We start from the raw sequence: 20,318 nt of genomic DNA, 5'->3' as shown, positions 1-20,318 counted from the left end.
CGGGGCCGAACGCCGCCGGCCCCCTCGTGTGGCCGGCGGCGCCCGGCCGCTTGTCACCGGGGCGGAGCCGAAGGCGCGCACCCCGACGCTTCGCGCAGCAGGCTAACGCGATATAGCTTTCTTGGTCAAGCTTGATTATTACGTGTCCGCCGGGCCGGTCCATTCGGGGTCGATCCGGGCCTTCCACTGCTGCCAGCCCTCGCCGCGACTCAGTTCAGCAGGCAGGTACGACGCTCCGCCCTCGATCCGGTCGGCGATCCGATCGCACCAGGCGGCCTCGGCCTCGCCGCGGACCACCCACAACTCCATCATCCAGGCAACATTTACAGGCTTCGATTTTATCCAGAACGAGTCCACGGAGGCCTGCACCGAGGCCACGCCGGCAGTGATCAGGCGGGCCCGGTTTCGCAGGGCGGCCACCGCCTCCTCGCGGGGCAGCGCGGGCAGGAACGAGAACGCCGCGAGGAACGGGTCGGGCGGCTGGTGCAGCCCCCACCAGAGGTCCCGCAGCATCCCCTCGAACGCGTCCCGGCCCTTGTCGGTGATCTCGTACGTGGTCCGCGCCGGACGCGCGCCCACCTGCTCGGTGGCCACCTCCCGGAGCAGTCCCTCCTCGCTCATCTTGCGCAGCGCGTGATAGATCGAGCCGGGCTGGACGTTGGCCCACTTGTCGGCGCCCCAGCTCAACAGCTCGCGCCGGACGTCGTAACCGTGCACCGGCTGCAGCCAGGAGACCAGGCCGAGGATCATCATTCGGGTAGGTGACACCCGACAAGCGTAATAGCCAAATTTGACTATGCCAGATCCCACACCGAGCGACCGTCAAGTTGATCAAATCGGCCGATACACTCCCGGGCAACAACCTCAGCGGGAAGAGGGGAACCGTCGCCGTGCGTAAGGTACTCATCGCCAACCGGGGCGAGATCGCCGTCCGGGTGATCCGCGCGTGCCGCGACGCCGGCCTGGCCAGCGTCGCCGTCTACGCGGACTCCGACCGGGACGCCCTGCACGTCACGCTGGCCGACGAGGCGTACGCGTTGGGTGGTGACTCGGCCGCCGAGACCTACCTGCGGATCGAGAAGCTGATCGACGTGGCCGCGCGGGCCGGCGCCGACGCGGTGCACCCCGGGTACGGCTTCCTGTCGGAGAACGCCGACTTCGCCCAGGCGGTGCTGGACGCCGACCTCACCTGGATCGGGCCGTCCCCGCAGGCCATCCGCGACCTCGGCGACAAGGTGACCGCCCGGCACATCGCGCAGCGTGCCGGCGCCCCGCTGGTGCCCGGCACCCCGGACCCGGTCGGCGGCCCGGACGAGGTGATGGCGTTCGCGGTCGACCACGGGCTGCCGGTGGCGATCAAGGCGGCGTTCGGCGGCGGCGGCCGCGGGCTCAAGGTGGCCCGGACGATGGACGAGATCCCCGCGCTGTTCGAGTCGGCGACCCGGGAGGCGGTGGCCGCGTTCGGCCGCGGCGAGTGCTTCGTCGAGCGCTACCTCGACAAGCCCCGGCACGTCGAGGCGCAGGTGCTGGCCGACCAGCACGGAAACGTGATCGTGGTGGGCACCCGGGACTGCTCGCTGCAGCGCCGCCACCAGAAGCTGGTCGAGGAGGCCCCCGCGCCGTTCCTCACCGACGGGCAGCGGGCGCAGATCCACGACAGCGCCAAGGCGATCTGCCGGGAGGCCGGCTACCACGGCGCCGGCACGGTCGAATACCTGGTCGGCGGCGACGGCACCATCTCCTTCCTCGAGGTCAACACCCGGCTCCAGGTCGAGCACCCGGTCACCGAGGAGACCGCCGGGATCGACCTGGTCCGCGAGCAGTTCCGGATCGCCGACGGCGAGAAGCTGCGGATCACCGAGGACCCGACGCCGCGCGGGCACGCCATCGAGTTCCGGATCAACGGTGAGGACCCGGGCCGGAACTTCCTGCCGGCGCCCGGCACCGTCACCACGCTGCGGCTGCCCACCGGCCCGGGCGTCCGGGTGGACACCGGCGTCACGGCCGGGGATGTGATCGGCGGGAACTTCGACTCGCTGCTGGCCAAGCTGATCATCACCGGCGAGACCCGCGCCGAGGCGATCGAGCGGGCCCGCCGGGCCCTGGACGAGATGGTCCTCGAGGGCATGGCAACGGCGCTGCCCTTCCACCGGCTGGTCGTCCGCGACCCGGCGTTCACCGCCGAGCCGTTCACCGTGCACACCCGGTGGATCGAGACCGAGTTCGACAACACCGTGCCGCCGTTCACCGCGGCGGCCGGGGCCGGCGAGCCGCCGGCCGAACGCGAGACCGTCGTGGTCGAGGTGGGCGGCAAGCGGCTGGAGGTCAGCCTCCCCGCCGGCCTCGGCGCCGGTACGTCCGCCGCGGCGCCCGCCGCCCGTCGGCCGGCCCGGCGCGGCGGCGGGAGCAAGGCCGGCGCGGCCGCCGGGGGCGACGCGCTCACCTCGCCGATGCAGGGCACGATCGTCAAGATCGCCGTGGCCGACGGGGACACCGTGGCCGAGGGCGATCTGGTGGTGGTGCTCGAGGCCATGAAGATGGAGCAGCCGCTGCACGCCCACAAGGGCGGCGTGGTGCAGGGGCTGAGCGCCGAGGTGGGCGCGGTCATCTCGGCCGGCGCCGCCATCTGCACCATCGCCTGACGGGTTGACCTCCGCCCTGGCCGGTTTCTCGGTCTCGCTCGCCCTGATCGTGGCCATCGGCGCGCAGAACGCGTTCGTGCTCCGGCAGGGGCTGCGGCGCGAGCACGTGCTGCCGGTCGTGCTCACCTGCGCGGCGTCCGACGCGCTGCTGATCGCCGCCGGCATCGCCGGGGTGGGCGCGGCCGTGGCCGGCCGGCCGGCGCTGCTGGTCGCGGTCCGCTGGCTCGGCGCGGCCTTCCTGCTCGGGTACGCCGTCCTCGCGGCTCGCCGCGCGCTGCACCCGGGCGCGCTGGCGCCCACTGACCGGCCGCCCGCGCCGCTGCGGGCCACGATCCTCACGTGCCTGGCCCTCACCTACGTCAACCCGCACGTCTACCTGGACACGGTGCTCCTGCTGGGCACGATCGCGCACCGCGATCCGCGGCCGTGGCTGTTCGGGCTGGGCGCCGCGCTGGCCAGCGCCGCCTGGTTCGGCGGGCTCGGCTTCGGGGCGTACCGGCTCGGCGCGCTGCTGGCCCGGCCGGTGGCCTGGCGGTGGCTGGACGGCGCCATCGCCGTGGTGATGGCGGCGGTCGGCGTGTCGCTGGTCACCCTCTGATCCGGACGTGTTTTCGGTGACCACCGGCCACGCCCGGCCGCGATGCCGGGAATGATGGCCGGGTGCGGTTTCTCTCCGGCGCGGCGCCCGCGCACGACCTGACCTACAGCGACGTCTTCATGGCACCGGCCCGGTCCGAGGTCGGTTCCCGGCTGGACGTCGACCTCTCCACCTCGGACGGCACCGGGACGACGATCCCGCTCGTCGTGGCCAACATGACGGCCGTGGCCGGCCGGCGGATGGCCGAGACGACGGCCCGGCGCGGCGCGCTCACCGTGCTGCCGCAGGACATCCCCATCGAGGTGGTGGCCGAGGTGGTCTCCTGGGTCAAGCAGCGGCACCTGGTGCACGACACGGCCATCACGCTCGGTCCGACGGACACCGTCGGGGACGCCATCCACCTGCTGCCGAAGCGGTCGCACGGCGCCGTGGTGGTGGTCGACGAGCAGCGTCGGCCGCTGGGCGTGGTGACCGAGGCGGACACCGAGGGCGAGGACCGGTTCACCCAGCTGCGCCACGTGATGTCCACCGAGCTGCACACCGTGCCGGCCGAGGCTGATCCGCGTACCGGATTCGATTTGCTCTCCGCGGGCCGGCGCCGGCTGGCCCCGGTGGTGGACTCCGACGGCCGGCTCGTCGGGGTGCTCACCCGCAAGGGCGCGCTGCGGGCCACCCTCTACCGGCCGGCCCTCGACGACACCGGGCGGCTCCGGGTGGCGGCGGCCATCGGCATCAACGGCGACGTGCCGGGCAAGGCCGCCGCGCTCTTCTCCGCCGGCATCGACACGCTGGTGGTGGACACCGCGCACGGGCACCAGGAACGGATGCTGGCGGCGCTGCGCGCGGTGCGCAAGCTCGACCCGCCGGTCCCGGTCGCGGCCGGCAACGTGGTCACCGCCGACGGCGTACGCGACCTGGCCGAGGCGGGCGCGGACATCCTCAAGGTGGGCGTCGGCCCGGGCGCCATGTGTACGACCCGGATGATGACCGGGGTGGGCCGGCCGCAGTTCTCGGCGGTGCTGGAGTGCGCGGCCGAGGCGGATCGGCTGGGCCGGCACGTCTGGGCCGACGGCGGGGTCCGGCACCCCCGCGACGTGGCCCTGGCGCTCGCGGCCGGCGCCGCCAACGTGATGATCGGATCCTGGTTCGCCGGGACCTACGAGTCCCCCGGCGACCTGTACGTGGACCCGGACGGCCGGCGCTACAAGGAGAGCTTCGGGATGGCCTCGGCCCGGGCGGTGAGCGCGCGCACCGCGGACGACAGCGCGTTCGACCGGTCCCGCAAGGCGGTGTTCGAGGAGGGCATCTCCTCGGCCCGGATGCACCTGGATCCGACCCGTCCCGGCGTGGAGGACCTGATCGACGAGATCGTGGCCGGGGTCCGCAGCGCCTGCACGTACGCGGGCGCGGCCAGCCTCGCCGAGTTCCGTGAGCGGGCGCTGATCGGGGTGCAGAGCGCGGCCGGCTACACCGAGGGGATGCCCCTGCCCGCGAGCTGGTGACCGGAACGGCCGACACGCCGCGCCGGTAGGCGGACAGCGGATAAATGGCCTTGCCCCTCCCGCGGTGTGAGGGCCTAGCGTCGTCGGCGTGCACACGAGGGCGCTCCCGGAACCCGACGGCGGACCCGGCTGGCGGATCGGCCAGCTGGCCGAGGCCACCGGGGTGAGCGTGCGCAGCCTGCGGCACTACGACGAGATCGGGCTGCTCGTGCCGTCGGGACGGGACGCGGCCGGGCACCGGCGCTACACCGCGGCCGAGGTGAACCGGCTGTACCGGGTGCTCGCGCTGCGGGGCTTCGGCCTGGCGCTGGGCGAGATCCGGCGGTTGCTCGACGGCGCCGACGTCGATCCCCGCGAGCTGTTCCGGCAGCAACTGGCGCAGGTCGACGAGCGGATCACGAGCGCGCACCGGCTGCGGCAGAGCCTGATCGGTGTGCTCGCGGCCCTCGACCACGCCGCCGAGCCCTCGGTGCGGCAGGTCCTCGATCTCATCGAAGGGATGATCACCATGCGCAGGCCTCTCACCCCCGAGCAGCTGGCCGAGATGGTGGCCGAGCGACGGCGGGCGGCCGAACTGCTCACCCCGGAGCAACGGGCCGAGCTGACCGAGACGCGGCGCCGCTGGCTGGCGCGGATCTCCCCGGCGGACCTGGCGGCGGCGCACCGGGCCCGGGCCGAGATGCTGCCGCCGGGCTGGTCGCCGCCGTCCGACGAGGAGACGGAAAATAGGTTTGGCCCCTAACCATCAGGGAGCTAACATGCGGCCATGGACCTGGTACGCCTCGACGACGTCCCGCTCGGCCGGCTGCTGCACGTGGCGGGCCGGATGGTGGGGCAGCGTTGGAGCGCCTACCTGGCCGACCGGCACGGGCTCACCCCGGCCGGCATGCACGTGCTGTTCACTCTCGCCCACTCGGGCGAGCTGGGGCATCGGGAGATCGCCGAGCGCTGCTTCGTCCGGCCGGCGACCCTGACCGGGATCGTCGACACCCTCGAGCGGCGGGGCCTGGTGGAGCGACGCCGCGACGCCGCCGACCGGCGTACCGTCCGGTTGGCCCTGACCGCCGACGGCAGGCGGCACGTCCGGGAGCTGTCCGAGCTGACCCAGCGTCGGGACCCGCTCACCTCGGTCGACGCCGACCCGGCGAACGCCGCGGTCATTCGCAGCTTTCTACTCGAACTCATCGGCACCATGTCTGACGGGGAGGACCCGGTGTTGTTACAGGAAGACCACCAACGGGGCTCGGGAGGCGCCCGATGCTGATCCGGCTGCTGCGGGAACACCTGCGGCCCTACACCGCGACCCTCATCGGGGTCGTGCTCCTGCAACTCGTCGGCACCATGGCCTCGCTCTACCTGCCGAGCCTGAACGCCGACATCATCGACCGGGGGGTGGCCCGCGGCGACACCGGCTACATCCTCAGCACGGGCGGGTGGATGCTGCTGGTCAGCGGTCTGCAGATCGCCTGCTCCATCGCCGCCGTCTACCTCGGCGCGCGGACGGCCATGGCGTTCGGCCGGGACCTGCGCGCCGAGCTGTTCCGGCGGATCGGCACCTTCTCGGCGCGCGAGGTGGCCCACTTCGGCGCCCCTTCGCTGATCACCCGCAACACGAACGACGTGCAGCAGGTGCAGATGCTGGTGCTGCTGAGCTGCACCATGATGGTGGCCGCGCCGATCATGTGCGTGGGCGGCGTCATCATGGCGCTGCGCGAGGACGTGGGGCTGTCCTGGCTCATGCTGGTCAGCGTGCCGGTGCTGATCGTGGCGATCGGCTCGATCATCCGGAAGATGGTCCCGCAGTTCCGCCTCATGCAGACCCGGATCGACACGGTCAACCGGGTGCTCCGCGAGCAGATCAGCGGCATCCGGGTGGTCCGCGCGTTCGTCCGGGAGCCGTACGAGACCGGGCGGTTCGGCGCCGCCAACGAGGACCTGACCCAGACCGCGCTGCGGGCCGGCCGGCTGCAGGCCATGATCTTCCCGGTCGTGATGCTCGTGCTCAACCTCTCCAGCGTGGCCGTGCTGTGGGTCGGCGCCGGAAGGGTGGACGCCGGAAAGATCCAGATCGGCGCGCTCACCGCGTTCCTGAGCTACCTCATGATGATCCTGATGTCGGTCATGATGGCCACCTTCATGTTCATGATGGTGCCGCGGGCCGCGGTCTGCGCGGACCGGGCCGTCGAGGTGCTGGACACCGAGTCCTCGGTGGCGCCGCCCGCCGAGCCGGTGACCGAGGTGTCCCGGCACGGCGAACTCGAGCTGCGGGACGTCAGCTTCCAGTACCCGGGAGCGGCCGCGCCGGTGCTCCGGCACATCTCGTTCCGGGCCGAGGCAGGTCGCACCACGGCCATCATCGGCAGCACCGGCGCCGGCAAGACCACGCTGGTCTCGCTGGTCCCCCGGCTCTTCGACGCCACCGGCGGCGCGGTCCTGGTGGACGGGGTGGACGTCCGGGACCTGGACCCGGACGTGCTGTGGAGCCGCATCGGGCTGGTCCCGCAGCGGCCGTACCTCTTCTCCGGCACGGTGGCCAGCAACCTCCGGTACGGACGGCCGGACGCCACCGACCAGGAGCTGTGGGAGGTGCTGGAGACCGCGCAGGCCCGCGACTTCGTGTCGCGGATGCCGGGCGGGCTGGATGCGCCGATCGCGCAGGGCGGCACGAACGTCTCCGGCGGTCAGCGGCAGCGGCTGGCGATCGCCCGGGCGCTGATCCGGCGCCCGGAGATCTATCTCTTCGACGACTCGTTCTCGGCCCTCGACCTGGGCACCGACGCCCGGCTGCGGGCCGCGCTGCGGCCGATCACCCGGGAGGCCGCGGTGGTGATCGTGGCCCAGCGGGTCTCCACGATCGTGGACGCCGACCAGATCGTGGTGCTCGACGACGGCGCGGTGGTGGGGATCGGCCGGCACGACGAACTTCTGGACACCTGCCCGACGTACGCGGAGATCGTCGCCTCGCAGCAGACCGCGGCGGCGCTGGCATGACCGGGCGGAGCGGGCGCGGCGCGCGACCGGGACGACCGGCGGACGGCACGACGGGGGGACGGGGATGACGGACACGAGGGCCGGCGGTTCGACGCCGGCGGGTGGCGGCGGCACGCCGGCGGGTGGCGGCGGCACGCCGGCGGGTGGCGGCGGCACGCCGGCGGGTGGCGGCGGCACGCCGGCGGGTGGCGGCGGCACGCCGGCCCGGCTGCCCACGGCCGCGCGCCGGGGCGGCGGGCCGCCCTGGATGACGGCCGGGATGCCGGCCGAGAAGTCCATGAACTTCGGGCCCTCGGCCCGGCGTCTGCTGGCCCGGCTGAGCCCGCAGCGCGGCCAGGTGCTCGCGGTGGCGGCGCTGGCCGTGCTGAGCGTGGCGTGCACCGTGATCGGGCCGAAGATCCTCGGTCGGGCCACCGACGTGATCTTCACGGGCCTGCTCGGCAAGCAGTTCCCGGCCGGGATGACCCATGACCAGGCGGTGGCCGCGGTCCGCGCCTCCGGCAACGCCAACGTGGCCGACATGCTGGCCCGGATGGACGTCGTGCCCGGCCGCGGCATCGACTTCACCGCCCTGCGCAACGTGCTGCTGGTGGTGCTCGCCCTGTACGTGGTGGCCAGCCTGCTCATGTGGCTGCAGGGCTACCTGCTCAACGGGGTGGTGCAGGCGACCATCCTGCGACTGCGGGCGGACGTCGAGGACAAGCTCAACCGGCTGCCCCTGCCGTACTTCGACGGGCAGCCCCGGGGCGAGCTGCTCAGCCGGGTCACCAACGACATCGACAACATCTCGCAGACGCTGTCGCAGACCCTGAGCCAGCTGCTCACCTCGCTGCTGTCGGTGATCGGCGTGCTCACCATGATGTTCGTGATCTCGCCGCTGCTGGCCGTGGTGGCCCTGGTGGCCATCCCGCTGTCGGTGCTGGTGACCAGGCTCATCGCCAAGCGGTCGCAGCGGCAGTTCGTGGCCCAGTGGACGCACACCGGCGCGCTGAACGGCCAGATCGAGGAGGCCTACACCGGGCACGAGCTGGTCAAGGTGTTCGGGCGGCAGCAGGAGGTGCAGGCCGCGTTCGCCGCGAAGAACGAGGAGCTGTTCCGGGCCAGCTTCGGCGCCCAGTTCGTGTCCGGGATCATCATGCCGTCGATGATGTTCATCGGTAATCTCAGCTACGTGGCGATCGCCGTGGTGGGCGGGCTGCGGGTGGCCTCGGGCGCGATGAGCCTGGGCGACGTGCAGGCGTTCATCCAATACTCCCGGCAGTTCACCCAGCCACTGACCCAGGTGGCCTCGATGGCCAACCTGCTGCAGTCCGGGGTGGCCTCGGCCGAGCGGGTGTTCGCCGTGCTCGACGCCGCGGAGCAGAGCCCCGAGCCGGCGCGGCCGGCCCGGGTGACCGACCGGCACGGCCGGGTCGAGTTCGAGCACGTCTCCTTCCGCTACCAGCCGGACAAGCCGCTGATCGAGGACCTCTCCCTGGTGGCCGACCCGGGGCACACCGTGGCCATCGTCGGTCCGACCGGCGCCGGCAAGACCACCCTGGTCAATCTGGTGATGCGGTTCTACGAGCTGGACGCCGGGCGGATCACGCTGGACGGGGTGGACATCACCACGATGCGCCGGGACGAGCTGCGCGGCGAGATCGGGATGGTGTTGCAGGACACCTGGCTGTTCGGCGGCACGATCCGGGACAACATCGCGTACGGCAACCCGAACGCGACCGAGGAGCAGATCCTCGCGGCGGCCCGGGCCACCTTCGTGGACCGGTTCGTCCGCAGCCTGCCGGACGGCTACGACACGGTGATCGATGAGGAGGGCAGCAACGTCAGCGCCGGTGAGCGGCAGCTCATCACGATCGCCCGGGCGTTCCTGGCCGACCCGTCGCTGCTGATCCTCGACGAGGCGACCAGCTCGGTGGACACCCGCACCGAGGTCCTGCTGCAACGGGCCATGGCGGCGCTCCGGGAGGATCGGACCAGCTTCGTGATCGCGCACCGGCTGTCCACCATCCGCGACGCGGACCTGATCCTGGTGATGGAGCAGGGCCGGATCGTGGAACAGGGCACCCACCAGGAGTTGCTGGCGGCCGGCGGGGCCTACGCCCGGCTCTACCATGCGCAGTTCTCGGCCGCGGCGGTGGATCTCGACGAAGCGGCCGCGGCGGGGGCCGGCCAGGTGCCGGCCGGCGTGGGACCGCGGGCCGGCGGCCCGCGGCCCCGAATACCGGCCTCCTGACCGGGGACGATGACGTCGATCATGGAGTTGTGGTGGGAACGAATCCCGCCATCCGGCCCTCTTCCGGACACCACAACTCCATGATCGACACGGCGGGTCGACGGCGGCCCGGCAACAGCGGCAAGGAAGCGGGGGGTTCGGGGGTGGACGGTTCGTCAGGCCGGCAACAGGTCGGCCGATCTCGCGGCGACGACCGCCGAGATGAGCGCTCGGGCGGCCGGCGCCGGCATCGGCGGCAGGCTGCGTCCGCCGCGCAGCCGCAAGCTCACCTCGCCGGCCGCGGCCTCCCGCTCGCCGAGCACGGCCAGGTAGGGCACCCGGGTCTGGGCGCAGCGCCGGATCCGCGCGCCCAGCGACCCGTCCGCGGCCAGGTCGACGCGCAGCCCCGCCTCGATCCAGTCCCGGCGCAGCCGCCGGGCCGGCTCCACTTGGTCGGGGCCGACCGGCAGCACCACCGCCTGCACCGGCGCGTACCAGGCCGGGAAGGCGCCGGCGTGCGCCTCGATGAGGTACGCGAACAGCCGCTCCATGCTGCCCACCAGGCTCCGGTGCACCATGACCGGCCGCCGTGGCCGCCCATCGGCGTCGGTGTACGACAGGTCGAACCGCTCCGGCTTGTCGAAGTCGATCTGGATGGTGGAGATGGTCCACTCCCGGTCCGCGTCGTCGCGGATCTGGATGTCGATCTTCGGGCCATAGAAGGCTGCCTCCCCCGGCGCCTCGGTGTGGTCCAGCCCGGCCAGCGCCGACCGCAGCAGGTCCTCGGCCCGCTCCCACATGTGGTCGTCGCCCACGTACCGCTCCCCCGGTCCGCGCAGCGACAGCCGCAGCCCGGCAGGGCGGACGCCCAGCGCCGCGTGCGCCGACCGGATCAGGCCGAGCACCTCGGCCACCTCCTCGCGCACCTGGTCCAGCGCGCAGAAGTTGTGCGCGTCGTTGAGCGAGATGGCGCGTACCCGGCTCAGCCCGCCGAGCACGCCGGACCGCTCGGCGCGATACTGCCCGCCCTGCTCCGCGATCCGCAGCGGCAGGTCACGGTAGGACCGGCCGCGGGCGGCGTACACGAGGGCGTGGTGCGGGCAGAGCGCCGGGCGCAGCATCAGCTCGTCGTCGCCGCTCATCCGCATCGGCGGGAACATGTCGGCGGCGAAGTAGTCCAGGTGGCCGGAGCGCTCGAACAGCTCCCGCCGGCCCAGCGGCGGCGAGTACACGTGCTCGTAGCCCGCCCGCCGCTCGAGCTCGCGGACGTACTCCTCGACGGCGTGCCGGGCGGCGGCGCCGGCCGGCAGCCAGATCGGCAGGCCCGCGCCGGCGAGGGGATCGGAATGGAACAGGCCGAGCTCCCGGCCCAGCTTGCGGTGGTCGACCATCGCGCTCTCCTTCGGGTACGCCCCGAGGCGCCGGACGCGGACGGTCGCCGCGCGCCGGTTCCGCCCGGGGCGACGCCGGTGGATGCGCGAAAAGGCCCCGGTGCGGATCGCCCCGGGGCCGGTGGTGACGGGATGCGTCAGCGCGGCACGCCGGGGTTCCCCGGCGTCGTCGTGGCCACTGCCAGTGCCGCTGCTCGCATGGCCGGGACGGTAGCCCCGCGCGACGCGGCGCGGCAAGCGAATTATCGGGTCGGACGGCCGGCGGGTCACCGGGTTGAGCCGTCCGCGGATTACCGGGTCGGGCGGCTGGTGGATCGCCCGGCTGGGCCGCGGGCGGGCCACCGAAAGGGGCCGCCGGCCCGCCCGGACGGGCCGTCGGCACGGGACCTGCCGACGGCCCGCGGCGCGGAACCGCACGTCGGGAACGGGGGACCCGAGGTCGTCGCGCGCCACCCCAACGGTACGCCGCCTCGCCGCCAACCGGCTGTCCCGGTTCCCCCCTCGCGGGTGCGGCATGGCTGACCTGCTGACCACCGTCACCGCGCCGGCGTACGCGTACCTGTTCCTGCTCGCGCTGCTGGCCGCGGACGCCTTCGTGCCGATCGTGCCGACCCAGGCCGTCATGATCACCGCGGGCGCGCTCACCGTGTACGGGCAGCTCAGCCTGCCGGTGACGATCGGGGTGGGCACGCTCGGTGTGCTGGCCGGCGACGTGTCCTGCTACCTGCTCGGCCGGGTCCGGCCCCGGCGCGGCGGGGTGGGCTACCAGCCGCGGCACGCCCACCGCGGCCGCGCCGCCCGGCTGGCCAACCGGCTGCGCCGGCCCGGACCGCTGGCGCTGCTGCTCTGCCGGTTTCTGCCCGGCGGCCGGATGACGGCGTGCTTCTACGCCGGGCGGCTCCGCTACCCGTACCGGCGGTTCCTCGCGTACGAGGGGCTGGCCGCGCTGGGTTGGGCCAGCTACGGCGGCCTGGTCGGCCACCTCGGCGGCTCCGCGCTGGCCGGCTCGGGGTGGCGGCTGGCGTTGATCGCCGCGGTGGCCGCGGGCGCGTTCGGAATGGCCGGCTGGGGACTCACCCTCGTCGGCAGCCGCCGCTCCAACCCGGCCGCCACCCCGGACCCCGACTCGCCCCCCGCCGACCCGGTCCCCAGTGTTGATCATGAGGTTGACGGGGCCGACACTCCGCTTCCGGTCCCGCCAACTTTGTGATCAAGAGGGCCCGGCTGGGCTACTCCAGGCCGTGCAGCATGAGTTGGCGGGCCGCCTCGGCGATGGAGCCGGAGAGCGACGGGTAGATCGTGATCGTCTGGGCCAGCTGGTCCACGGTGAGGTTGTTCTCCACGGCCATGGTGATCGGCAGGATCAGCTCGCTGGCCTTCGGCGCCACCACGACGCCGCCGATCACCTGGCCGCTGGCCGGCCGGCAGAACAGCTTGACGAAGCCGTCGGACAGGTCGGCCATCTTGGCCCGCGGGTTGCCGGCCAGCGGCAGCATGACCTGGCGGGCCGGGGTACGGCCCGAGTCCACCTCGTCCTGCGAGACGCCCACGGTGGCCAGCTCGGGATCGGTGAAGACGTTCGCCGACACCGTACGCAGCCGCAGCGGCCGCACCGCCTCGCCCATCGCGTGCCACATGGCGATCCGGCCCTGCATGGCGGCCACGCTGGCCAGCGCCAGCACCCCGGTGCAGTCGCCGGCCGCGTAGACGCCCGGCACGTTCGTCCGGGACACCCGGTCGGTCGTCACGTAGCCGCCGCGAGCCATCTCCACGCCGTACTCGGGCAGGCCCAGGTCGCCGGTGTTCGGCACCGATCCCACGGTGATCAGCGCGTGCGAGCCGGTGATCACCTGCCCGTCCGAGAGCGTCACCTCGACCCCGTCGCCGACCCGGCGCGCGGACTCGGCCCGCGAGTTGTTGAGGATGGTCATCCCCCGCGACCGGAACACCTTCTCGATCGCCATGGCCGCGTCGGCGTCCTCGTGCGGCATCACCCGGTCCCGGCTGGACACCAGCGTCACGTCCACGCCCATCGCGAGGTACGCGCTGGCGAACTCGGCGCCGGTCACGCCGGAGCCCACCACGATCAGCTTCTCGGGCAGCTCGGGCAGGTCGTACACCTGCCGCCAGGTCAGGATGCGCTCCCCGTCCGGCGGCGCGGTGGGCAGCACCCGGGGGGTCGCGCCGGTGGCGACCAGCACCGTCCCGGCGTCGATCGAGTACGGGGCGCCGCCGTCCGTCGGCGTGACGACCACCCGGTGCGTGTGCCCGAGGGTGTCCTCGCCGAGCCGGGCCGACCCGGAGACGAACGTCACCCCGGCCTTGAGCAGTTTGGCGTGGATGTCGGCCGACTGGGCCAGGGCGAGCCGCTTCACCCGGTGGTAGACGGCCGCGGCGTCCACGGTCACCGCCTCGAGGCCGTCGGAGTGCACCCCGAACTCCTCGGTGTCGCGGTAGCCGGTGACCACCTCCGAGCTGGCGATGAACGTCTTGGACGGCACGCAGTCGGACAGCACGCAGGCCCCGCCGGCGCCGTCCGCCTCCACCACGGTGACGTCGGCGTCGAGCTGGGCGGCGACCAGCGCGGCCTCGTAGCCGGCGGGTCCACCGCCGATGATCACGATGCGGCTCACAGCGCCCGCCCTCCGTAGCTGATCACAGTGACTTTCTTCTCCCGTTCCCGCCCGACACGCACGCTCGTATTCTCCCCCACCGGCCCGTCCGGCTATCGTTCACGCCGTGCGTCTGTACGCCGCGTACGGCTCGAACCTCGACCCAGCCCGGATGCTGGCCTACTGCCCCGCCTCCCCGATGGTGGGCACCGGCTGGCTGGAGGGCTGGCGGCTCACCTTCGCCGGCGACGGGGAACTCGGCTGGGAGGGCGCCGTGACCACCGTGGTCGAGTCGCCCGGTGACCGGGTGTTCGTGGCGCTCTACGACGTCCACCCCAGAGACGCCAGCCAACTCGACGATATCGAAGGCGTCACCGCGGGGACGTACCGCAAGCTGACTGTGCGGGTGGTCACGCTGGACGGCGAGGTCACCGCCTGGATCTACGTCTTCGACGGGTACGAGGGCGGGCTGCCCACCTCGTGGTATCTCTCCGAGATCGCCAAGGCGGCGGAGCGGGCCGGCGCGCCGGACGACTACGTGGCCGCGCTGCGCGACCGACCCACCGGCACCGCGACGGCCTGACCGGCCGCCGACGGCACCGCCTGACCGCGGACGGCACCGCGACCGCGGACGGCACCGCGACCGCCGTCGGCACCGCGACCGCCGGCGGCACCGCGACCGCCGGCGGCACCGCGACCGCCGGCGGCACCGCCTCGGCGCCCGCCGTCGCGGAGGGCGCGGCCGGTTCAGCGGGCCGGTTCGACGATCCGTTCGAAGATGTCGGCGGCGAAGACCTCCGTCATGCCCACCGACCGGTACAGCCGGGCGGCCTCGGTCGGGTTGCTGAGGTCGACGCCGAGCCCGGCGTACGCCCGCCCCTTGCCGGCGTACGCGGCGAAGGCCCGGCGCAGCAGCGCGGCGCCCACCCCGCGGCGCCGGTGCCCGCGCAGCACGGCCAGCCGCGAGACCCAGCCCTCGTTCTGCTCCAGCGCCTGGTCGGCCGAGACCAGCGCGCCGGCCGGCTCCCCGGCCACCTCGGCCACGAGCCACTCGTCCCAGGTGACGCTCGGCAGCGCGGCGAGCTCCTCCCGCCACCGCTGGTAGGTCGACGGCCGGTGGTCCGGGGCGTCCCGGAAGGCCGTCTCGAGGATCGAGTGGACCAGCTTCAGGTCCCCCTCGTCGGCCGGATCGACGCCGCGGATCAGCACGCCGGCCGGGGCGGCCGGCGGTTCGGCGGGCACCCCGTCGAGCGACCGGCGCATCCGGGCGTTCCGCTTCACGAAGTCGAATCCGGCCGCGGTGAGGATGTCGATCCAGAACCGCTCCACGGGTATGGCGCCGGCGCGTACCCGCACCCGGTCGTGGCCCGCCTCGGCGGCCCGCTCGGCGATCCGGTGCAGCTGGCGGTGCAGCAGCGGCGCGAGCGCCGGGCGCCCGCCGTCGGGATGCGCGTACACCTCGACGAACTCCTCCGGGCCGCCGTCGCCGGCCTCCAGATAGGTCCAGCCGACGATCGCGCCGGCCGGGTCGAGCGCGAGCCAGGAGTTCCGCTCCGGGTCCGCGCCGGGCGCGGTCAGCGCCTCGTGTACGTCGTAGCTGGTGAACTCGGGCTCGCCGGTGGCCGCCACGCAGCTGGCCTGCACCATGGCCAGGATGTCGGGCACGTCGTCGAGGCCGGGGCGGCGGCTCGACCAGCCGGCGGGAAGATCCATGGCGCACATTGAACCCGCTCGCCGCGGCGCCCGCCGCCAATTTTTTCCGCGGCGCCCGCCGCCGATTTTCGCCGCGGCCACCCAGCCGGCCGGCCGAGCGCCCCGCCGGGAGGCGTTTGGAGGGGGCCCTTCCTATACAAAAAGCGATAACAAGGGGCCCTTCCTTATCATCGGCGCGCGTCGGCGATGTCCGCGTCGAGGGTCTCGATGGCGCCCTCGACCTCCCCGGCCCGGCGGCGGGCCGTGACCACCGCCCGCTCGGCGCCCTTGCGGGCCAGCTTGCGCCGACCCAGCTCGCTCTCCACGGCCGCCCGCCGCCGTTCCAGCTCGGCCAGCTGCGCCTCGACCTCGGCCAGCTCGGCCGCGCCGGCCCGCTCCCGGGTGGCGGCCCGCTCCACCTCCGACTCGGCCCGGCGCAGCTCCCGCTGGGCGGTGGTCAGCTCCCGGGTGAGCTCCCGGCGCTGCCGGCCCAGCTCGGCCACCCGGCGCTGCCGCTCGGCGGCCCGGTCCGGCGCGGCCGACCGCCCCGGGCCGGCGCGCCCGTCGGCCGACGGTCCGGCCCCGGACCGGGCGCCGGAGCCGGCCGCCGCGCCGGACCCGGAGTCGCCCGCCGCGTCGGCCCCGTCCGGGCCGCCCGTGACGAGCCGCAGCTGGGGCCGGGGCACCTCGCCGAACCCCGCGTAGCTGGTGCCCCGGACCAGCCGGCCGGAGCGTACCCGCTGGGCCACCTCCACGTCGGAGAGCGCCGCGGTGAGCGTGGCCTCGACCTCGGCGAGCGGCAGCTTGGCCGCGGCCAGGCCGGGGTCGGCCGCCCGGGCCAGCGAGCGGGCCTCGGCCACCAGGGCCGAGACCACGTCCCGGCGCTGTGCCGACAGCTCCCGCAGCCGCGGGCCGCGCAGGTCCCGCTGTGCGCTCCGGAGCGCCTCGGCCAGCTCGACCAGCTCGCCCACCAGGTCCGGCCGGCGCAGCGCCAGCAGGTTCACCAGCCAGGCCGCCACGGTCGGCTTGCGCAATGCGCCGATCTCCCGCGCCGCCGCCGGGTCACCGGCGGCTCGCGCCGCGGCCACGGCCTCGTTTCGGGCCGCCACGAAGCCGTCGGGCGGGGCCGCGTACAGCCGTTCCACGAGGTCGGCGGAGACCGGGGGCATGGTCGGTCCGCTCAGTCCGGGACGACGGTGCCCGGCTCCAGGCGCGCGTAGTCGCAGCGCGCCAGCCGGGCCATGTTCGCGTTGGTGAAGTTCAGACCGGCCTCGTTGAGCAGGCCGTCATGCAGCGCGAAGGCCCGGCGCGGGGCGACCGCGCGGACGAAGTCCACCGCCTCGGAGAGCTTCAGCCAGGGCGCGTGCACCGGCACGAACAGCGTGTCCACCGGGGTGTCCGCCGGTACCGCGAACGAGTCGCCGGGATGGTAGACCCGGTCATCCAGCAGGTAGGACAGGTTCACCAGGCGGGGGATGTCCGGGTGGATGACCGCGTGCTGCCCGCCGTACGCCCGCACCGGAACGCCCGCGGCGGTGAACTCCTCGCCGGCGGCGACCGGCGTGGTCGTCACGTCCGCGCCGGTCAGCTTGGCCAGCACGCTCTCGTGCCCGTAGGCGGCCAGCCCGGGGCGGCGTCCGGCCGCCGCGCCGATCGCGTCGACGTCCAGATGGTCGGGATGCTCGTGCGTGATGAGCACCGCGTCCGCGCCCTCCAGCGCGGCCGGTTCGGCGAAGATGCCCGGATCGATGACCAGCACCCCGCCGTCGTGCTCGACCCGCAGACAGGAGTGCGAGTACTTGGTCAACCGCATTGTGACTCCTTCTCCGTCCGACGGACGCCGGGGCGCGACCGGATCGTGATGTCCCTGGCCGAGTCTGCCGGAACGGGGACGCCGCCGCGAGGCGTCTGAGGCAACAGCGGACCGACCTTTCGGGAGGACACCATGCGGGGAACGTGGCGACGAGCGGGGCTGGGCTTGAGCATCGCGGGACTGGCCGCGATGCTGGCGCTCGGCGGATGTTCGGGTTCGGATTCGGATGGCTCGTCGACGGGCAACCGGGCGGCCGACGGGGCCGCGCCGGCGCAGCCGGGCGGGGCGGCGCAGAACGGCGCCGCCGGCAAGCAGGGCGCGGAGGCACAGCCGGGCGCCGGCGCCGGCCAGGTCGACCTCCGCGCGCCGCAGCGGGCCATCATCTACACGGGCTCGCTGACGGTACGGGTACCCGACGTGGACGCCGCGGCGACCCGGGCCGGCACGATCGTGACCGGGGTGGGCGGGTACGTGGGCGGCGACCAGCGGTCCCGGGACGGCTCGGAACAGGCCACCCTGGTCCTGCGGGTGCCGGCCGAACGGTTCCAGCGCGTGGTGGCCGACCTGGCCGGGCTGGGCGAGGCCGAGAAACGGGAGTTGAACAGCCAGGACGTCACCGAGGAGACGGTCGACCTGGACGCCCGGATCGCCACCCAGCGGGCCCGGGTGGACAGCGGTCGCCGGCTGCTGGCGCAGGCCAAGAGCCTCGCCGACCTGGTGAGCCTGGAGAGCGAGGTGGCCAAGCGGGAGGCCGACCTGGCCTCGCTGGAGGCCAAGCAGCGCCGGCTGGCCGACCTCACGGCGCTGTCCACCGTCACGCTCGACCTGGTCGAGGCCGAGGCGGCGCCGGTGGCCGCGAAGGACGACCGGGGCGGCTTCCTGGCCGGCCTCGGCGGGGGCTGGGAGGCGCTCCGTGAGGTGGTGGGCGTCCTGCTGATCGTGCTGGGCGCGCTGCTGCCGTTCGCGCTCGTGTTCGGCGTACCCGCGCTGCTGGCCGCCTGGCTGGTCCGCCGCCGGCGGCGCCGGACCGCCACCCCGGCCGTCCCGGCCGCCCGCACCCCGGAGGCGCCCGACCAGAAGGTCCCCGAGCCGGCCGCCTGACGCGCGGGTCAGGGGGTGCTGGCGAGGGCCTCGAGGGCGGTGCGGACCAGGAGGCGGACGCCGACCGCGATGGCCTGCTCGTCCACGTCGAACGTGGCGCGGTGCAGGTCGGCGTTCGCCGTGCTGCGGCCCACCCCGAGCCGGGCCAGCGCGCCCGGCACGTACTCCAGGTACCAGGAGAAGTCTTCGCCGCCCATGCTCTGCGGCGTCTCGGCGATGCCGGCCTCGCCGAGCGCCGCGGCGGTGGCCGCGGTGAGCACCCGGATGGCCTGCGCGTCGTTGATCACCGGCGGCCGGCCGCGCAGGTACTCGATGTCCACGGTCGCCCCGGTCGGCGCGATGACGTCGCGGACCACCTGCGTGACGACCTTGGGCGCCTGATCCCAGGTGTCCCGGTCCAGCACCCGCAGCGTCCCGGAGGCGACCGCCTCGGTCGGGATGACGTTGTACCGGGTGCCGGCCGTGGCCTGGCCGAACACCAGCAGCAGCCCGCTGTTCGCCGGGACTCGCCGGCTGACCAGGGCCGGTACCTCGGTGACCAGCCGACCCAGCGCGTCCACCAGATCCACCGTGAGGTGCGGGCGGGCGGTGTGCCCGCCCGGGCCGCTGAGCTTGACCGTCACGTTGTCGGCGGCCGCGGTGATCGGGCCGACCCGCAGCCCCACCCGGCCCACCGGCAGGTTCGGGTCGCAGTGCACGGCGAAGATCTGGCTGACGTCCCGCAGGCCGCCGGCCTCGATGACCTCCAGCGAACCGCAGGGCAGGATCTCCTCGGCCGGCTGGAAGATCAGCCGCACCCGCCCGGGCAGCTCGCCCCGCTCGGCGAGCCGGGCGAGCAGGATGCCCACCCCCAGCAGCACCGTGGTGTGCACGTCGTGGCCGCAGGCGTGGCACACGCCGTCGACGGTGGACCGGTACGGGACGTCCTTGGCGTCGGTGAGCGGCAGCGCGTCGATGTCCGCCCGCAGCGCCACCACCGGCCCGTCCGGCCGGCCGTCGATGTCGCAGATCACCCCGTTGCCCTTGGGCAGCAGCCGGGGCGAGAGGCCGACCCGGGTCAGCTCCCGCGCCACCAGCGCGGCGGTCTCGTACTCCTGCCCGGACAGCTCCGGGTGCGCGTGGATGAACCGACGGGTGGCGATGAGGTCCGGTACCCGCAGCGCGAGCAGCTGGTCGAGGTCGAGCGGCAGCGGCTGGGCACCGGGCGGCGGCTCGGGCCAGGACGACGCCAGTGGACTGCTCGGGGGCAGGGTCAACGCACTCGTCACGTCGGAATCTCGTTCACTAGAGACGGAAGGATCATTAGGAACAACAGCAGACAGCCTAGACCTCCGACGGTGACGCTGCGCAACCTCGTTCCGGTAGCGATCAGATCGCGTAGCGTCACGTAATCCCAGGTGGATGCGCTCGGGAATGCGAGCGACAGCATGCGGATCCCGTTCTGGCGCCGACATCCCGTCCCACACCTCCTACAACGCGTAACCGAAGGGCCGGTCACGACGGCGGGTCGCGGAAAGGGACCATCGGGCGGCAACTGTCCGAATTCCGGCGTCCGGATCGGGCGCGCGGGCCATCGTTCGGATGCCCGCTCCGCTGTCGCACGATTACACGGCGTCAGCGCGGCGCGCCGCACACCGTGTCCGCCGTACCCATCAGGGGAGGTACGACGGCCTTCCGGTCGATGGCCGTCCGGATCCCGGAGCCGTCCACCGGATCTGCATACCCACTAGACACTTTCGCACACCGTGCCCAGTCATGCGTGGC

17 protein-coding genes are annotated in these 20,318 nt (G+C 73.7%); 10 read left to right on the top strand and 7 right to left on the bottom strand.

Annotation, left to right across the window (positions count from 1 at the left end):
- Positions 1–138: 138 nt before the first annotated feature.
- The gene (locus ACFFHU_RS14035) at positions 139–768 is read right to left on the bottom strand and encodes a PadR family transcriptional regulator (protein WP_377338912.1); all 630 of its coding nucleotides are present in this window, start codon (positions 766–768) and stop codon (positions 139–141) included.
- A 122-nt stretch (positions 769–890) separates the two neighbouring features.
- Between ACFFHU_RS14035 and ACFFHU_RS14030 the strand changes: the two genes are divergently transcribed.
- The 7 genes from ACFFHU_RS14030 to ACFFHU_RS14000 all read left to right on the top strand — a co-directional run bounded on the left by ACFFHU_RS14030 (position 891) and on the right by ACFFHU_RS14000 (position 9,966).
- The gene (locus ACFFHU_RS14030) at positions 891–2,642 is read left to right on the top strand and encodes an acetyl/propionyl/methylcrotonyl-CoA carboxylase subunit alpha (protein WP_377338911.1); all 1,752 of its coding nucleotides are present in this window, start codon (positions 891–893) and stop codon (positions 2,640–2,642) included.
- A gap of 4 nt (positions 2,643–2,646) precedes the next feature.
- Positions 2,647–3,240, top strand: a complete 594-nt coding sequence (locus tag ACFFHU_RS14025; protein WP_377338909.1) for a LysE/ArgO family amino acid transporter — start codon at positions 2,647–2,649, stop codon at positions 3,238–3,240.
- Between the two features lie 62 nt (positions 3,241–3,302).
- A complete protein-coding gene (locus tag ACFFHU_RS14020) occupies positions 3,303–4,742 on the top strand; it encodes a GuaB1 family IMP dehydrogenase-related protein (protein ID WP_377338908.1) in 1,440 nt (479 codons plus the stop codon).
- Positions 4,743–4,830: 88 nt separating this feature from the next.
- Entirely contained in the window at positions 4,831–5,484 is a 654-nt protein-coding gene (locus ACFFHU_RS14015; protein WP_377338907.1) for a MerR family transcriptional regulator, read from the top strand.
- Between the two features lie 24 nt (positions 5,485–5,508).
- Complete coding sequence (locus tag ACFFHU_RS14010; protein ID WP_377338905.1) at positions 5,509–6,006, top strand: MarR family winged helix-turn-helix transcriptional regulator; 498 nt, start codon at positions 5,509–5,511, stop codon at positions 6,004–6,006.
- Positions 6,000–7,733: an ABC transporter ATP-binding protein gene (locus tag ACFFHU_RS14005; protein WP_377338903.1), complete on the top strand. Its 1,734-nt coding sequence runs from the start codon at positions 6,000–6,002 to the stop codon at positions 7,731–7,733. Before ACFFHU_RS14010 ends, ACFFHU_RS14005 begins: the two co-directional genes overlap by 7 nt.
- Positions 7,734–7,980: 247 nt before the next feature.
- Positions 7,981–9,966, top strand: a complete 1,986-nt coding sequence (locus ACFFHU_RS14000; RefSeq protein ID WP_377339765.1) for an ABC transporter ATP-binding protein — start codon at positions 7,981–7,983, stop codon at positions 9,964–9,966.
- Between the two features lie 155 nt (positions 9,967–10,121).
- On the opposite strand, the gene thrS is transcribed toward ACFFHU_RS14000, so the two are convergent.
- Positions 10,122–11,336 carry a threonine--tRNA ligase gene (thrS, locus tag ACFFHU_RS13995; protein WP_377338901.1) on the bottom strand — a complete coding sequence of 405 codons (1,215 nt, stop codon included), beginning with the start codon at positions 11,334–11,336 and terminating at the stop codon, positions 10,122–10,124.
- Positions 11,337–11,850: 514 nt separating this feature from the next.
- Between thrS and ACFFHU_RS13990 the strand changes: the two genes are divergently transcribed.
- Positions 11,851–12,546, top strand: coding sequence for a DedA family protein (locus ACFFHU_RS13990; RefSeq protein WP_377338898.1), 696 nt, complete (start codon positions 11,851–11,853; stop codon positions 12,544–12,546).
- A gap of 19 nt (positions 12,547–12,565) precedes the next feature.
- Here the strand turns inward: ACFFHU_RS13990 and ACFFHU_RS13985 are convergent, their stop codons facing one another.
- Positions 12,566–13,969: an NAD(P)H-quinone dehydrogenase gene (locus ACFFHU_RS13985; protein WP_377338896.1), complete on the bottom strand. Its 1,404-nt coding sequence runs from the start codon at positions 13,967–13,969 to the stop codon at positions 12,566–12,568.
- 106 nt (positions 13,970–14,075) lie between these two features.
- On the opposite strand from ACFFHU_RS13985, the gene ACFFHU_RS13980 reads away from it, so the two are divergent.
- Positions 14,076–14,531, top strand: coding sequence for a gamma-glutamylcyclotransferase (locus ACFFHU_RS13980; RefSeq protein ID WP_377338893.1), 456 nt, complete (start codon positions 14,076–14,078; stop codon positions 14,529–14,531).
- A 164-nt stretch (positions 14,532–14,695) separates the two neighbouring features.
- On the opposite strand, the gene ACFFHU_RS13975 is transcribed toward ACFFHU_RS13980, so the two are convergent.
- The 3 genes from ACFFHU_RS13975 to ACFFHU_RS13965 form a co-directional block, all read right to left on the bottom strand.
- Entirely contained in the window at positions 14,696–15,661 is a 966-nt protein-coding gene (locus ACFFHU_RS13975) for a GNAT family N-acetyltransferase (RefSeq protein WP_377338891.1), read from the bottom strand.
- A gap of 167 nt (positions 15,662–15,828) precedes the next feature.
- Entirely contained in the window at positions 15,829–16,824 is a 996-nt protein-coding gene (locus ACFFHU_RS13970) for a hypothetical protein (protein ID WP_377339763.1), read from the bottom strand.
- The gene (locus ACFFHU_RS13965) at positions 16,821–17,453 is read right to left on the bottom strand and encodes an MBL fold metallo-hydrolase (RefSeq protein WP_377338889.1); all 633 of its coding nucleotides are present in this window, start codon (positions 17,451–17,453) and stop codon (positions 16,821–16,823) included. Before ACFFHU_RS13965 ends, ACFFHU_RS13970 begins: the two co-directional genes overlap by 4 nt.
- Positions 17,454–17,618: 165 nt before the next feature.
- Between ACFFHU_RS13965 and ACFFHU_RS13960 the strand changes: the two genes are divergently transcribed.
- Positions 17,619–18,554, top strand: a complete 936-nt coding sequence (locus ACFFHU_RS13960) for a DUF4349 domain-containing protein (RefSeq protein ID WP_377338887.1) — start codon at positions 17,619–17,621, stop codon at positions 18,552–18,554.
- An 8-nt stretch (positions 18,555–18,562) separates the two neighbouring features.
- Here the strand turns inward: ACFFHU_RS13960 and ACFFHU_RS13955 are convergent, their stop codons facing one another.
- Positions 18,563–19,822, bottom strand: a complete 1,260-nt coding sequence (locus ACFFHU_RS13955) for an amidohydrolase (RefSeq protein WP_377338885.1) — start codon at positions 19,820–19,822, stop codon at positions 18,563–18,565.
- Positions 19,823–20,318 lie beyond the last annotated feature (496 nt).

This window comes from Plantactinospora siamensis, assembly GCF_042434095.1.
In the GTDB taxonomy this organism is placed as follows: Bacteria; Actinomycetota; Actinomycetes; order Mycobacteriales; family Micromonosporaceae; genus KBS50.
This window is presented reverse-complemented; position numbering and strand designations above follow the sequence as displayed.